This is a genomic window from uncultured Adlercreutzia sp. (assembly GCF_958431955.1).
GTDB lineage: Bacteria > Actinomycetota > Coriobacteriia > Coriobacteriales > Eggerthellaceae > Adlercreutzia.
On the sequence record NZ_CAUASN010000019.1, the window covers coordinates 37026 to 51072 of the forward strand.

At 60.2% G+C, this 14047-nt stretch carries 10 protein-coding genes, 1 tRNA gene and 1 CRISPR repeat array; of the genes, 2 read left to right on the forward strand and 9 right to left on the reverse strand.

All coding sequences use genetic code 11. From position 1 onward, the window contains the following. Positions 1 to 23: 23 nt before the first annotated feature. Complete coding sequence (locus Q5064_RS07265; RefSeq protein WP_302963427.1) at positions 24 to 1754, reverse strand: FAD-binding protein; 1731 nt, start codon at positions 1752 to 1754, stop codon at positions 24 to 26. A 205-nt stretch (positions 1755 to 1959) separates the two neighbouring features. On the opposite strand from Q5064_RS07265, the gene Q5064_RS07270 reads away from it, so the two are divergent. Both Q5064_RS07270 and Q5064_RS07275 read left to right on the forward strand, forming a co-directional pair. Further along, the gene (locus Q5064_RS07270) at positions 1960 to 3438 is read left to right on the forward strand and encodes a response regulator transcription factor (protein WP_302963428.1); all 1479 of its coding nucleotides are present in this window, start codon (positions 1960 to 1962) and stop codon (positions 3436 to 3438) included. A gap of 133 nt (positions 3439 to 3571) precedes the next feature. Further along, positions 3572 to 3659 (forward strand) — tRNA-Ser (locus Q5064_RS07275). 123 nt (positions 3660 to 3782) lie between these two features. On the opposite strand, the gene Q5064_RS07280 is transcribed toward Q5064_RS07275, so the two are convergent. From Q5064_RS07280 to cas5c, 8 genes are all read right to left on the reverse strand, one after another. After that, a complete protein-coding gene (locus tag Q5064_RS07280) occupies positions 3783 to 4103 on the reverse strand; it encodes a hypothetical protein (protein WP_302963429.1) in 321 nt (106 codons plus the stop codon). Positions 4104 to 4527: 424 nt separating this feature from the next. Beyond that, entirely contained in the window at positions 4528 to 4812 is a 285-nt protein-coding gene (locus tag Q5064_RS07285; RefSeq protein WP_302963430.1) for a hypothetical protein, read from the reverse strand. A gap of 316 nt (positions 4813 to 5128) precedes the next feature. After that, positions 5129 to 8338: a CRISPR direct-repeat array (repeat unit 33 nt; unit sequence ATTTCAATCCACGCTCCCCTTGCGGGGAGCGAC). 208 nt (positions 8339 to 8546) lie between these two features. After that, positions 8547 to 8849 (reverse strand): CRISPR-associated endonuclease Cas2, encoded by a 303-nt coding sequence (gene cas2, locus Q5064_RS07290; protein WP_302963432.1) that lies wholly within the window; start codon positions 8847 to 8849, stop codon positions 8547 to 8549. Continuing rightward, on the reverse strand, positions 8840 to 9871 hold the full coding sequence (gene cas1c, locus Q5064_RS07295; protein ID WP_302963434.1) for a type I-C CRISPR-associated endonuclease Cas1c: 1032 nt from the start codon (positions 9869 to 9871) through the stop codon (positions 8840 to 8842). The genes cas2 and cas1c overlap by 10 nt, the downstream gene beginning before the upstream one ends. Continuing rightward, the gene (cas4, locus tag Q5064_RS07300) at positions 9868 to 10530 is read right to left on the reverse strand and encodes a CRISPR-associated protein Cas4 (protein WP_302963436.1); all 663 of its coding nucleotides are present in this window, start codon (positions 10528 to 10530) and stop codon (positions 9868 to 9870) included. The genes cas1c and cas4 overlap by 4 nt, the downstream gene beginning before the upstream one ends. Positions 10531 to 10533: 3 nt before the next feature. Beyond that, positions 10534 to 11430 carry a type I-C CRISPR-associated protein Cas7/Csd2 gene (gene cas7c, locus Q5064_RS07305; RefSeq protein ID WP_302963438.1) on the reverse strand — a complete coding sequence of 299 codons (897 nt, stop codon included), beginning with the start codon at positions 11428 to 11430 and terminating at the stop codon, positions 10534 to 10536. Between the two features lies 1 nt (position 11431). After that, positions 11432 to 13255 carry a type I-C CRISPR-associated protein Cas8c/Csd1 gene (cas8c, locus tag Q5064_RS07310; protein ID WP_302963439.1) on the reverse strand — a complete coding sequence of 608 codons (1824 nt, stop codon included), beginning with the start codon at positions 13253 to 13255 and terminating at the stop codon, positions 11432 to 11434. Next, entirely contained in the window at positions 13255 to 13920 is a 666-nt protein-coding gene (gene cas5c / locus Q5064_RS07315; protein ID WP_302963441.1) for a type I-C CRISPR-associated protein Cas5c, read from the reverse strand. The genes cas8c and cas5c overlap by 1 nt, the downstream gene beginning before the upstream one ends. Between the last annotated feature and the right edge of the window lie 127 nt (positions 13921 to 14047).

A 14047-nucleotide genomic window follows, 5' to 3' on the forward strand; every position in this document is an offset into this window, starting at 1 on the left:
GAGGAGGCGATGATGCTGCGAGGTTAGGCGATGTCGCCCGCCAGATGGCGCACCGCATGGCGCCCGAAGGTGATGTTGCGGCCCATGCAGTTTCCGACGAGGTAGACGGGGTAGTTGCCGCTGTAGAAGCTGCCCGAGCAGGTACCGGCGGCGTAGAGTCCCTCGATGACGTTGCACTGCTCGTCGAGCACCTGCATGTTGCTGTTGATGCGCAGGCCATCGAGCGTCGTCAGCAGGCTTCCGCCGAACCAGGCGCCGTAGAACGGGGCCTCGCGGATGGCCGAGAGACGGTACGCCTCCTTGCCGAAGTCCTCGTCTACCCCCTGGTCGTACAGGTAGTTGTAACGATCGATGGAGGCCAGGAACCTCTCCTTGTCCTCGCCCGCAAACCCGAGCTTGTCGGCCAGTTCGTCGAGGGTGTCGGCCTTCAGGATGACCCCCATCTCGATTTCCTTGGCGTAGGCTTCATCGATGCTGTGACCGTTCAGAGTGTTGCGCCACACATTGTTCGAACAGCCCTGAGTCTTGAAGATCTGAACGTCTTCGGGGGCGTTCACGTCGAACACCTCGCACCACACGCCGCCGGGGCGCTGGGCCGCCGCATGACAGATGGCATCGTAGTTCGCCGACTCGTTCGTGATGCGCAGGCCGCGACGGTCCACCTTGAGGAAGGGCATGGAGCCGATGCCCAGCTGCTGCAGCTGGCCGGGGAAGATGGCGTCCTCGCTGTCGTCCACATAGCCCGCGTCCACTCCCGGCTCGACTCCGCCGCGGTCGAAGATCATCGCCGCGGGATCCACATCCTTCGCGGCTCCCACCCACATGGCCGCCTTGATGCCCGCGCCGGTGTTGTTCTGGTTGAAGTCCACCGCCGTCACGCACTTCGGCACGAGGGGGTTCAGGGCGCGCACCATCGTAGGATTGCCGGCATAGCCGCCCGTGGCCAGGACGATGCCCTTGCGCGCGTTCACCTGAACATACCCGTCGGGCGTCTCGAAGATGGCCGCCGACACCCGGCCGGCCCCTTCCCCGTCGCGCACCAGCTTCACCAAATCGAAGTTGAAGCGAATCTCATTGCCCGCCTCCTCGATGACCTGCTGGAAGCAGGGGTTCTGCGAGATGAAGGGCCAGCCCTCGAACTCCGGGTTGTTGTAGACGAACCCATGCTTTTGATAGGGCATGTAGTACATGGTGCCGCCCGCACGGCCATCACCGCCGTTCTCCTCGTCCACCTCGCAGGAGACATCCCACGGCGCCATGAGGCCGGCCAGCCAATCGATCATCTCGGCCGACTCGTCGATCCACACCTTCGAGACGGAAGCGTCGTTCTTGAACGATGCGTAGCGGTTGAGCTCGTTGAGCAGGCGCCCCTTGTCCACCTCATGCCCCTCGGGCGTGTAGCTGGTGTTGATGGCGCCGATGTCCCAGTGGTTGTCGGCGATATGGTCGGTTTTCTCGCACAAGATGAAATCGACGCCGAGTTGGGTCGCTGTCGCGGCGGCGGCCAGACCGGTGCAGCCGGCGCCCACGATGAGCACGTCGCACTCCTGCGTGGCCGCGATCTCGCTGATCTCCGGAGCTTCGCCCAACCACGAGCGGGCGTCGGCGGGCGCATCCTCGGCCGCCGCGTGGGCGCTCGCCGGCTGGGGCGCGCAGCCGGACATTCCCGCCATCGCCATCGCGCCCAAGCCCATGGCTCCCGCCAGGAATCCGCGCCGCGAAACGTTCACGCCGTTCTCCATGTTCTGACTCATTATGAGGCCCTCCTCAATCGTCGATGCGGTGCCGAGATGCGGCACCCCTCCTGCCGTGCGAGCGCTTCCGGAGAAGGCGTTCGCTGCCTGGTATACTACGCAGCGAGCAGAGGGCCGTCTTCACCTGCGGCAGGTGCTTTCGAGAGGGCGCGCCGTCCTCACCCACCTAAGGTGAGAGGGGTTGTCTATGGGCAGGAGCGCCACTATGACCAGCGAAAATACCGAGCACCGAGCGAAGAGCGACATGGCCGCCCCTCGGTCGGGAAAAGACAGCGCGCCTGATGGATCCAGGCCCGGCGCCGGAGGCGGACGCGACGCCGTCCTCGCGGGATGCGCCCTTGCCGCGCAGTCTCTCCACGGCTGGCTCACGAACGGCAGCGTCTTCGCCTCCGTCATTCCCTACTTTCCCCTGGCGCGCGACCTGAACATGGCCTTCTCCGTTGTGGCGTTTGCGCTCGTCGCGCTTGCCGCCTTCTACCGGCCGCGCCTGCTCGATCTGGGGCAGATGGCGCTTGTCTCCGCAGGCTGCCTGTTCAGCGCCACGCTCATCGTGCCGCTGGCCGCCCAAGCGCAGAGCGCGCCGTTCGCGACCCTCGGCCTCTTCCTGTATTCGATGGGGTGCATCTGGCCCGCCGCCATGGCCCTTTTCGCCCTCGCCTCGCTCGCCACCCCACGGCTCCGAAGCATCGTCGCGGCAACCGGCCTGCTCGCAGGAGCACTTCTGTCATTTTTTCTCCCAACGCCCAGCGCGCTCGTAGGTCTTATTGCCGCGCTTGTGCTCAAAGTCGGCACCATGGCGATCTTGTGGCGGCTGGTTCGCCCGGCGCTTTCCATGGTGACAAGCGGTCCTCCGGCCAACCAGCTGAAGCCGGAGGCCCCCGATGCGTTCATCTCCCTCTTCCACCCCCTGATGATCTGCATCCTCCTGTTCACCATGGCGGGAAGCTACGGCTCGGTGCTCAGCGAGTACGCGGGAACTGCGCCCGTCGATCTCTCCATCGTCGCCGCCGGCGGTGCGCTTCTCTGGCTTGTCTTCTCGCGACGGGGGCGACGGGCCGACGATCTCTTCTCGCTCTCAGTCATCCTCGTCATCGGGGGATTTCTGCTGATTCCCCTCGGCATCGCCGATGCGCGCCCGTGGGCCAGCTCGCTTCTTGCCGCAGGGGGCGTCTGCTTCAGCATCCTGCGCTGGCTTACGCTGTCTTCCATCGGCTCGCGAAACATCTTCGCGCTCGTGCCCACCTTCGCCTTCGCCGATATCATGACATCGCTTGGCACCGAAGCCGGTGCAGCGGCGGCCCACGCCTCCATGGCCGTTTGGGGGCAGGACGCCACCGGAGCCATCGCCACCGGCGGCACCTTCATCCTCGTCGTCTTCCTCTGGCTGGGATTCAGGTCGTTTAGCTTCACCGAGACCATTCGAGACGTCGAGCCGATCCGGCCCCTGCCTTCCAGCGAGGCGGGCGCAAGCCTCGCTGATCGCTGCGACCAGCTCGCCGAGGCTGCCGGCCTGACGGAGCGGGAACGGGAGATTTTCCTCATGCTGGCGAAGGGGCGCAACACGCGCTTCATCCAGGAACAGCTCGTCATCTCACCCAATACGGTGCGCTCCCACATCAAGCACCTCTACGTGAAGCTCGACGTGCACTCCCAGCAAGAGCTCATCGACCTGGTGGAGCGCTAGGCTCGCGGCCGCCGGGCGGCGGCGCCCTCGCGGCCCCGTTGCGAGATTTGGCGCACGCCGGGGCGGTGCATGTGGTATCCTTTTTTCGCTTCATTGCGGCAATGCGCAGGTCGCGTTGCGCTTCACCGAACGCGGAGGCGTGTCCGAGTGGCTTAAGGAAGCAGTCTTGAAAACTGTCGTGCCGAAAGGTACCGTGGGTTCAAATCCTACCGCCTCCGCCATTGCAAACCCCGGCAACCGCGATCATCAGCAGACGCGCCAGGGCCCTAGTCCCTCGTCTCGCTCGCAGGCCTCGGGAGGCCTATTCGCTGGCTCACTCGAGCACCCAGCAGGCCGCGCAGGGCTTACTTCTTTTCCCGCCTCTCCAACCAGCGCCTGAAGCTGTTGCCCTCGGCCGTGTTGCGGAACTCGACTATCCGCGTGCCGCCGCCCTTCGACAGGTCGTAGATCCTCGCCCGCGTGACGCGCTTGCGCTGGCCGCCCCTGACGTAGAAGGCCTTGTTCGCCCAGCCCTCGCCGAACTCGGCACCCGGATCCTCGTAGGAGAACTCAGTGCCGCCGCCGAAGCCAGCGTGCCTTAGTTCGAGCCGCCTGCGCGATGCTATGAGCACCAGGGGCTCGCCCCGGTTCCCACGCACGAGCCATCGCTTGCTAAAGATTCCCATGGCTTTGCTTCCTCTCGCTCGAGCGCCGGCCAGAATGCCACCGGCCCGAAACCGCGTCGCGCCAGGACCTCTCCCGTTCCGACGCCGCATCCCCTCAGCATCCGCGATTTCCGAAATCAGGTCTTATTATACGCGCCCCGGGCCTCTCTGGCGGATTCTCCGTCACGGGGATCTTCGCCGCCTCAGGGCACTTCTGCGCCATGAAGTACCCGCAGTCGCACCTCCATTTGCCGACGTTCGGGTTCAGCGTCTCCTCGAGACGCAGCCCTCGCGACCTGCACTTCGGGCAGATCCTCAGCTGCCGCGCTAGCGACTGCAGGTAGGGGTTAAGCCGCGCCGTTTCCGTTCGCGTTTCCGTTTGCGCGCCAGCCAGAATGTCGTCGCTCAGAAACAACATATCGTCGCCCTGGATCTTGCCGTTTTGCTAGGCCGCGAGCGCGGCCGCCAGGAACTCGTCGCAGGGCGCCAGGTCGTAGTGCTCCACGTGGTAGGTGTCCCGCGAGGTCCAGGAGAAGGTGCCGTCATCGAACGCGAGGTAGCTGATGCCGACCTTCATCTCGCCAGTCACTGCATCGTCGAAGAACCCTGCGGCTACGGCGTCGTAATGGAAGGATCGCATATAGGACAGCAGGGCCTCCTTCTCGCCCGGTTTGTAGTCGCGGGTTACGAGGTCGTTCTTGCTCTCGTACTCTGCGAATGCGTCGGTCATCGCTTCCTCCTTGGCTCGAATTGTACCATGCTTCCAGTGCTCGCGCCCTTCTTCTCTCCGATGGTGAACGACCCGTCGCCGTAGAGCCACAGCATCCCGCGGGGGCCGTGACGGTCACACCCAACTCGTCGGCGGGCCTCTGGGCAAAACACTCTCCGCGCTCATCAGCGCATCCCGTGTAGCACGATAGAAGCCTCACCACGTCGCCGTAGCAATCGTCCCTCGATCTGAGTATGCCCGAGATGAGGCGGACGTCGGCTTTCCCAAGATAGGGGAGCGACACGAAGGTCTCGCGGGGTTCGAGCGCATAGATCCCATTTCAATCCACGCTCCCCTTGCAGAGAGCGACTACTCACCCGGTGGGGCTTGCGCTACTGGCTCACATTTCAATCCACGCTCCCCGTGCGGGGAGCGACGCCCCAGGCCTCCTCGTAGGCGATGTGGTGCTTATTTCAACCCACGCTCCACCTTCGTGCCGTCGTCGGTTCCGTAGACATTTCAACCCACGCTCCCCATGCGGGGAGCGACCTCATGGTCGACTTCCGCTACGACTCCAAATTCAAATTTCAATCCACGCTCCCCTTGCGGGGAGCGACGAGGTGCGTGCACGACACGAACCTGAACCGGTACGTATTTCAATCCACGCTCCCCTTGCGGGGAGCGACGCTAACCCGCTGGGGCCTGCGCTACTGGTTCGCATTTCAATCCACGCTCCCCTTGCGGGGAGCGACTCGGCCGTGGTCGCGAAGGAGGAGTAATGGCCAAATTTCAATCCACGCTCCCCTTGCGGGGAGCGACGATCACTCAGCTTAACGGTTTTCTGCTCGATGAATTTCAATCCACGCTCCCCTTGCGGGGAGCGACCCTCTACGTCGCGTACCTGTGCGGGTACCTCGACGAATTTCAATCCACGCTCCCCTTGCGGGGAGCGACCGCCCATGGCCGTCAGCACCTCGGCCTTGTTGTTATTTCAATCCACGCTCCCCTTGCGGGGAGCGACCCCGTCCCCGTTCTCCCACGACTTCCAGGGCGTATTTCAATCCACGCTCCCCTTGCGGGGAGCGACGCGACATACGGGCTTTGTTCCACGCCTCCCAATATTTCAATCCACGCTCCCCTTGCGGGGAGCGACTACGGGCGTAGGTGTACCCGATGCGGTTGACCAGATTTCAATCCACGCTCCCCTTGCGGGGAGCGACCAAGGCCCGGAAAAGCCGAGTCGGGGAGGTGCGATTTCAATCCACGCTCCCCTTGCGGGGAGCGACGCCCCAGGCCTCCTCGTAGGCGATGTGGTGCTTATTTCAACCCACGCTCCACCTTCGTGCCGTCGTCGGTTCCGTAGACATTTCAACCCACGCTCCCCATGCGGGGAGCGACCTCATGGTCGACTTCCGCTACGACTCCAAATTCAAATTTCAATCCACGCTCCCCTTGCGGGGAGCGACGAGGTGCGTGCACGACACGAACCTGAACCGGTACGTATTTCAATCCACGCTCCCCTTGCGGGGAGCGACGCTAACCCGCTGGGGCCTGCGCTACTGGTTCGCATTTCAATCCACGCTCCCCTTGCGGGGAGCGACTCGGCCGTGGTCGCGAAGGAGGAGTAATGGCCAAATTTCAATCCACGCTCCCCTTGCGGGGAGCGACGATCACTCAGCTTAACGGTTTTCTGCTCGATGAATTTCAATCCACGCTCCCCTTGCGGGGAGCGACCCTCTACGTCGCGTACCTGTGCGGGTACCTCGACGAATTTCAATCCACGCTCCCCTTGCGGGGAGCGACCGCCCATGGCCGTCAGCACCTCGGCCTTGTTGTTATTTCAATCCACGCTCCCCTTGCGGGGAGCGACCCCGTCCCCGTTCTCCCACGACTTCCAGGGCGTATTTCAATCCACGCTCCCCTTGCGGGGAGCGACGCGACATACGGGCTTTGTTCCACGCCTCCCAATATTTCAATCCACGCTCCCCTTGCGGGGAGCGACTACGGGCGTAGGTGTACCCGATGCGGTTGACCAGATTTCAATCCACGCTCCCCTTGCGGGGAGCGACCAAGGCCCGGAAAAGCCGAGTCGGGGAGGTGCGATTTCAATCCACGCTCCCCTTGCGGGGAGCGACATCTCCTCGGAGCGCGACCACCCCAGCTCCTTCAATTTCAATCCACGCTCCCCTTGCGGGGAGCGACGTCTTCTTCCGCTGCGGCCGCGATGACCTATACGCGATTTCAATCCACGCTCCCCTTGCGGGGAGCGACGTAGTAGACAAAGGACTAATGCCATCAGACAAAATTTCAATCCACGCTCCCCTTGCGGGGAGCGACCGTACTCCGGCCCGAGCCCGGCCACGTAGTCGATATTTCAATCCACGCTCCCCTTGCGGGGAGCGACTGTCGTTTCGCACGCCCCCGCCGTCCAGCGGGTTATTTCAATCCACGCTCCCCTTGCGGGGAGCGACCACACGCAGGTCTTCGCCCTCAGGTGGCGCTCAAATTTCAATCCACGCTCCCCTTGCGGGGAGCGACGCGGCTCACCCGTCGCCCTTACGAGCCGAAATGGTAATTTCAATCCACGCTCCCCTTGCGGGGAGCGACCTCAACGATATGAGCGATTCCGCGCTCGACGGGAAATTTCAATCCACGCTCCCCTTGCGGGGAGCGACGGCGATCTCCGAGGCGCTCGCGCGCGCCGGAGAATTTCAATCCACGCTCCCCTTGCGGGGAGCGACGTTGCGTCCCAGCGCATCGGCGATGCGGCCCTGCTTATTTCAATCCACGCTCCCCTTGCGGGGAGCGACCTGCTTGTGGTCGACGAGCTGCTTCGACAGGATGATTTCAATCCACGCTCCCCTTGCGGGGAGCGACGCCAATTTGACCTATGATACCCAGTACACTAACGATTTCAATCCACGCTCCCCTTGCGGGGAGCGACTCCTCGGATATCTGCTTGGCGAGGGGCTTCACAGTATTTCAATCCACGCTCCCCTTGCGGGGAGCGACCTCCAATTCCCCTGCTGGGTGGCTTCAGAAGCTATTTCAATCCACGCTCCCCTTGCGGGGAGCGACCTCTAAATATCTCACGCCGGCGATATAGTCGGCATTTCAATCCACGCTCCCCTTGCGGGGAGCGACGACATACTCCTCGCCCCGTGGAACTTCATTTGGGAATTTCAATCCACGCTCCCCTTGCGGGGAGCGACTCAGTCTGGGCGAGACGACCACGCTCCAGACTGTATTTCAATCCACGCTCCCCTTGCGGGGAGCGACGTCGGTGGCTCGACTGCGAAAGGCAGTACCTGATGATTTCAATCCACGCTCCCCTTGCGGGGAGCGACCCAGGCCGCCCATTTCAAGGTAAAACGTATCCCAATTTCAATCCACGCTCCCCTTGCGGGGAGCGACTGCGTTGGCTGCTCGTCCTGGGCGCGACGGTCATTTCAATCCACGCTCCCCTTGCGGGGAGCGACGTGCTGAAAAAATCGACTCCCATCGAACACCGATGATTTCAATCCACGCTCCCCTTGCGGGGAGCGACCGCTACATATTGCATTGTTAAGGTGCTTGATGTCAAGATATGCCGAAATGCATCCCGCATTGGGTGTATGCCAGTCTCTTGAAAACGTATACCAGGTCTCAAAGTGGTGCGAACCTCACGTAGTTATTCTGAACGCCCCATGTTCGCACCGTCCGCCCGATCTCATCAGATAAGCCAGCGCCCACCAGGCCGTTGCGCTCGGAACGGATCACAGCGAGAGAAAGCCTTCTGCCTCATAAGTTTCATGACTGCCGTAATGCTCGACCTTCCCGGCGTAATTGTTGCCCAAATCATAGAAGCGCAGGCTATCATCCTCCCCCATCATGGCAATCAGCTCTGCTTTTATCTTGACCATTGTGGCAGCATCTGCCACGCATTCAAATACAGAGTTCTGGACGCGCTGCCCATAGTTGACGCAGTGCCTGGCGACTTTCCTCAACCGCCTTCGACCCTCAGCGGTCTCTGTATTCACGTCGTAGGTAATAACCGTCAGCATTTTGATCACTTCCATAAAAAGGCAGGGTAGTCGTCCAAATCTCCCCGTATATACTGCGCGAGGAGCAATGCCTGCACGTGAGGAATCAGACCCCTGTCGATTTTCTCCTTTAGATACGGATGGGTTATTTGCTCGCGCTTCTTCTCTTGCCACACCTCAAAAAGCCTCTTCCTGCCCGCGTCGGCAAGACGCACCTCCCCTGTTTCCAACTCGACGAAATCCTTGCGAGAGACCACCCGATTGTTGATGGACGTCACCACAAACCGATCAACCAGCACAGGGCGCAGCTCCTCCATGATATCCAGGGCCAGGGACTCTCGGCCCGGACGATCAACATGCAAGATCCCGCAGTATGGATCTAGGCCAACTCCCTCGAGCGCCGAAGCACAATCTGTCGCAAGGACACTATAGAAGAGCGAGAGCATGGCGTTCACCCGGTCAGTGGGCGGCCGCCGATTACGTCCGACAAACCGAAACGACTCCTTGTCGCGCAGGATCATCTCGTCAAATACAGAGAAATAGACCGACGCCGCGTCGCCCTCAATTCCCCTGAGCGAGGCGACATCCCTGCACTCCTCTATCGCTGCAAGTGCTGCCACTAAACGCCCCGAAGCCCTGCGTACCGCATCGGCTTCGATTCTCAAACTATGATCACGCACCACTCGCTCAAGCACCCACCGTGAGTTGTATATCTTCCCGATCAGAAAGCGTTTCGCGACACCGAGCGACCACGCCTCCTCATCTGCCAAACGATACTGCTGGCGCCTCAGATGTATGTTTCCCTGACATCTGCCATACGATCGTGCCAAAAAGCGCCCCCGCGGGCTGAAAAACGCCAGCGCAACCCCGCGCTCGGAGCACGCACTCATAAGCTGTGGACTCGCCCCGGGATACGTGAAGCAAAAGATCGACTCAAGCGTATGGAGAGGAATCCGGCCTATCTCATCGCCCGATACCCTCGCCACGACATTCTCCCCATCAAGTGCAAGGTAGGCATTTTCAGTAAAGATATAGAGCGTATTGCGAAGGCGCCTCATAGCACTTCCCCGATTCGTCGCTGGTAGTAGTCATCCACACTTTCCCGCTTTGCCGTAGCGGGCAGACACGCGTCCTTGATCGAGCACGATCGGCACGAGGGCCGCGGCCGTGCCTTGGGAATATGTTTCCGGGAGAAGAGCCGATGCATCTCTCGAGCGCATCGTTGCGTCTCCTCGCGCAGTGCGCTATCGAGAATAACTCGTTCGCGCGATCTCGTCTCATGGTAGTAGAGGCACGCTTCGCCTATATCACAGCACAGCATCTCCTCAAGTGCCATAGCCTGGGCGCACAGCTGCAACCGATCGGCATCGATCGACTTTCTGTGCCCTCGCTTATACTCTATAGGGAAAACACTCCACAGCCCTTCCTCGCCAGCCAGGGTCACACCGCTTTCCGTTTGAACGAGCTCGACAACATCACATTGCCCAGCAAGTCCTAGGCGCCGAGAGCAGACATTCACGCAACGCAGCTCGATGGTATCGCCGCGCCGCTCCCGAAGGGAGGCATCGTGAGCACGCTTATGCACGATGCCTCCCTGGACAGTCAGGGCGTTCTCTGCCCAATCCCGAGCCACATGAATGAGAGCCCATTGCCTCGGGCAGAACGAATAGTGCTGGATGCCGGAAAGGGGCAGCAGCTCATCGTCTTCATAAGCCATGGGCTAGGGAAGTTTTTTCTCTACCGTGATGCCGACGGGAATAGCCTCCTCGTCCACTGCCGCTCGCTCATAATCGGCAAAAGATCGTGGCGTTTCCACTCCGTCCTTCTTCTTTATGGTAACCGCGTCGAAGAGCTGGTAAGAAGGCGCGTTACCAAATTCGCTATCGTGTCGGAAGACGATCAGTTCACGCACTGCCATCTTTCCCCGCGCGGCCGAGCGATCAAGGTCGAACATATTGATAATAGCCTCCCAGAGCAGCTGCAGGTCCTCTTCGGAGAAGCCCGTCGTTTTCCGGGCAAGGTTGGCAGACACAAATCCTTCGCAACGGTAAAGCCCATAGGGCACGATATGCTTACGGCCCATCTCGGTGCTCTTCTTCTCGGCATCGGCGTCCGTCGTAATGGCGACGCGCGTGATAGTCACCTCCTGCGGAATGATCGGCTCGACGCTGCGCGCGAATGTAAGCTGCACCGGCCCACGCACCTGACCGCAATTGAGATTGTCCTTGACAAAGGTGGTCATGACCGCACCGAATGTCCGAATGTCGTAGTAGTTCTCGCACATGAAATCGCGTACTTTGATATCGAGCTCGGGATCGTCCTTCCTCAGTTTCTTGATCTCCTTGCTGTCGATACCAAGATGCTCATAGGCTTTGCGATCGCTCGCATTGAGCGGAATGCTGTCCTTGATATAGATGTCGAATCCCGGCTCGCCTTCCTTGACGGCCTCAACATAATTTCGAATCTTGCGCTTCAGGCAGACATCCGTCACCAAGCCGTACCCCTCCTCGGGGTCGACGCGCGGCATATTTCCCGCATCGGGGTCGCCGTTGGGATTGCCGTTCTCCACATCGAAGTAAACGACGAAATCGTAGCGGTTCTTAATGGGCTCGTTCATGCTATTCCTCCTCGCCGGAATGGTCACTCTCGTTGTTTGCCGCAAAGCTGCTCTGCCGCTGACACCAATACCCGATAATGAAATCGCCCTGCTCCTCGATAGTCAAACGAGCAGGAAAAGAGGGCGTTTGCGCGTGTATCGTCTCCGTCAGCTCCCCGATGGCCCGGGCATGCCGCGAGCCCTTCGCCGTCCGCGACAGCTTATCGAGATGCTTCATGTTCAGCTTCATAATCTCCGGGAACGCCATCGCCGGCGTTGCGCAAGCGGCGTTGAAATACCGATTGACAATGGTGGCGTTCAGTTTTCGCCCATCTAAATATGCCGCATCGGCTTGCGTCTGCTCCAATTCGCTGAACAACCTGCCCAGCAGATAGGGAACACTCGCGTTTTCCTCGTTCAAATCCACTGTGAGAACCTCCTCGCTTACTCCGTAGTTTTTAATGAGAACAGCTTTCATGATTGCCGCTCGACCGTAACTGACCTTTTTTATTTTCTTCTCATCATTGTCCTGTGTCGCGCGGACGCGCAAGAGAGCGTTTTGGTAAAGTGCCGCAGGATAAGGGGCATCCGCCAAAATGGAACGCAGCAACGCGCCCGCCAAAATACTGGCAGCATCGCCCTTCTTCGCATTGGGGTTCTGTGTTTCCATGACCAGACGATAGGGAGAAAGGTAATTGCCCTGGTGCGGTCCGTGCGCGAGAGCTAGACGCCTGTAGTGCTCGGCTATGTTCGCCATGAATGCGCCGAGTGAGTCTCGGAGAAAAAACCGAACCGAGACACGAGCCGCATTCGGATCAAGACCCAAAACGAAAAAGGGAACATCTAGCGATACACCGTCTGGGGTCCTTCCCTTGGCAATCGAGGCCATAGCGGCATCGAGCGACGCATCCGCATCGCGAGCCCACTGCCCGGGATCCTTCTTCGGGGCATCCCCCATTCCGGGCAATCGCAGGGCAAACCCAGGGTCTATGCCCTCCCGAAATACCGCCACCGCCTCACGGTCGTTTTCGACGGACCAGAACACCACCGTCGTGTCTCCAATACGCACATGATGCATCGGATCGGAAAGCAAATAGTTCAGCGCCGTCGCATAGGCGAAGGCCGCATATTCGCTCACCGGAGCGTTAAGCCCCTGCGCCTCTTCACGCCCATACGATTCAAAAGCAGCCGCGTTGAAGCTCACTAGTGAAGCTCCGCTCGACTGCGCACCCAAAACGCCCTTGATCTTAGGATGGAGCCGGGCAACGGGCGCCCTCTCCCCCGTCACCAGGCAGCGCATTTCCGCCACATCGTCCGCATTCGATCTTTGGGCGGCGTGGTTTACCGCTGCGATAACTTCGTCGTCCTCCAGAACTTCCTTGCCTTTGAAGTAGAAGGCAATGTTACGGCCGCTCAGCACAACCTCTTTGTTGGAAGCTATCGCCGGATGATCGAGCGCCTGGGAGGGCTCCCAGCGAGAAAAGAACGCCAGAACCGCTCGTGCCGCCGGAGAGTCGACCCTCTCGAGCAGCCCAGTATTCTTCTCCTTCGCATCGTTGAAGCACTTCACCGCCCGATCGGGCTTGCCCTTTGCGTCCACTCCGAACAAATAGGACGAGGTATCGCAAAGAAGGTTGGCCGACACGCCCGAGGAACGCTCAACACGCTGCGGTACCTGCCGCTTCCACCCCGCCTTCTCCTCAGCGGGAATAATACCGACAAGGTTTCCCGCCTCATCAACCTCGGCGAGGGCGCTCACAGATACGGAGGACCAACCGGGACGCGCAACGCCCTCGACCTCGTTATCGAGAAGATACTCATAATAGTCGACGAGAGACCTCAGCATTAGCGCAGCACCTCGCTTCCAGCGACATCGATGACGCCATTCTCCATAACGCACCGGTAGTACATGGGCACAATGGAGCCTGGATTGTTGTAATCCATGTCATAGAGGACAATGCCGAAGTCACGTCGCCCGTCATCGGAGTAGAACCCTCGCGGGGGCTCTACGGCGTCCCACTCCCTAAAGTGGCAGCTGCATTCGCGCGTTCCCAAATACGGTTGCGAATAACATGCCCCTTTTCTAAGCCTACGCATGAGAATGTCCTTGAATTTACCCGGGTTGTCCCCCGGCTGCGCCTTGTCGGTCATATCGAAATGGGCCTCGATGACGTAGCGCACATCCCTCAGCATCATGGATGCCCGTTGTTGGATATCCTCGGACGTATAGATACTGGGAAGATCACCGCCATTTGACATAACGGTACGGAACGACGACGCCAGCGCCTTCGATCTCACCTCGTTGCGCCGAACATTGGTAAACTGAATCGGGTTGAGCACATGGATGCGATCTACCTGGTATTTCATGCCGGGATGCCAGTAGAGGCTTTCCAGGATACCCCGAGCCGCCGACGGAGAAATGACGTCGTAGGACACACGCTCAACCGACAGCTCGGGGCGTGTGAACAACGCGTAGTCGCCCCACACCTCAACCTTCACTCCATAGGACATGTCTGCACCTCCTTTCCTTGCCTCACGTAAATCCTGCAAAACTAGCGCGAAGCGGGATCCTCGCTTCGCAGAAAGACACTTTACTCTAATTCTTTTCCGTCATCAATATTTTTCTTCAATTTAGAGG

Coding starts and splice junctions, on each gene's coding strand:
- cas5c (WP_302963441.1), bottom strand. CDS start 13,920: ATGTCCTATGGAGTGAAGGTTGAGGTGTGGGGCGACTACGCGTTGTTC.
- cas4 (WP_302963436.1), bottom strand. CDS start 10,530: ATGGCTTATGAAGACGATGAGCTGCTGCCCCTTTCCGGCATCCAGCAC.
- cas2 (WP_302963432.1), bottom strand. CDS start 8,849: ATGGAAGTGATCAAAATGCTGACGGTTATTACCTACGACGTGAATACA.
- cas8c (WP_302963439.1), bottom strand. CDS start 13,255: ATGCTGAGGTCTCTCGTCGACTATTATGAGTATCTTCTCGATAACGAG.
- cas7c (WP_302963438.1), bottom strand. CDS start 11,430: ATGAACGAGCCCATTAAGAACCGCTACGATTTCGTCGTTTACTTCGAT.
- cas1c (WP_302963434.1), bottom strand. CDS start 9,871: ATGAGGCGCCTTCGCAATACGCTCTATATCTTTACTGAAAATGCCTAC.
- Q5064_RS07285 (WP_302963430.1), bottom strand. CDS start 4,812: ATGACCGACGCATTCGCAGAGTACGAGAGCAAGAACGACCTCGTAACC.
- Q5064_RS07265 (WP_302963427.1), bottom strand. CDS start 1,754: ATGAGTCAGAACATGGAGAACGGCGTGAACGTTTCGCGGCGCGGATTC.
- Q5064_RS07270 (WP_302963428.1), top strand. CDS start 1,960: ATGACCAGCGAAAATACCGAGCACCGAGCGAAGAGCGACATGGCCGCC.
- Q5064_RS07280 (WP_302963429.1), bottom strand. CDS start 4,103: ATGGGAATCTTTAGCAAGCGATGGCTCGTGCGTGGGAACCGGGGCGAG.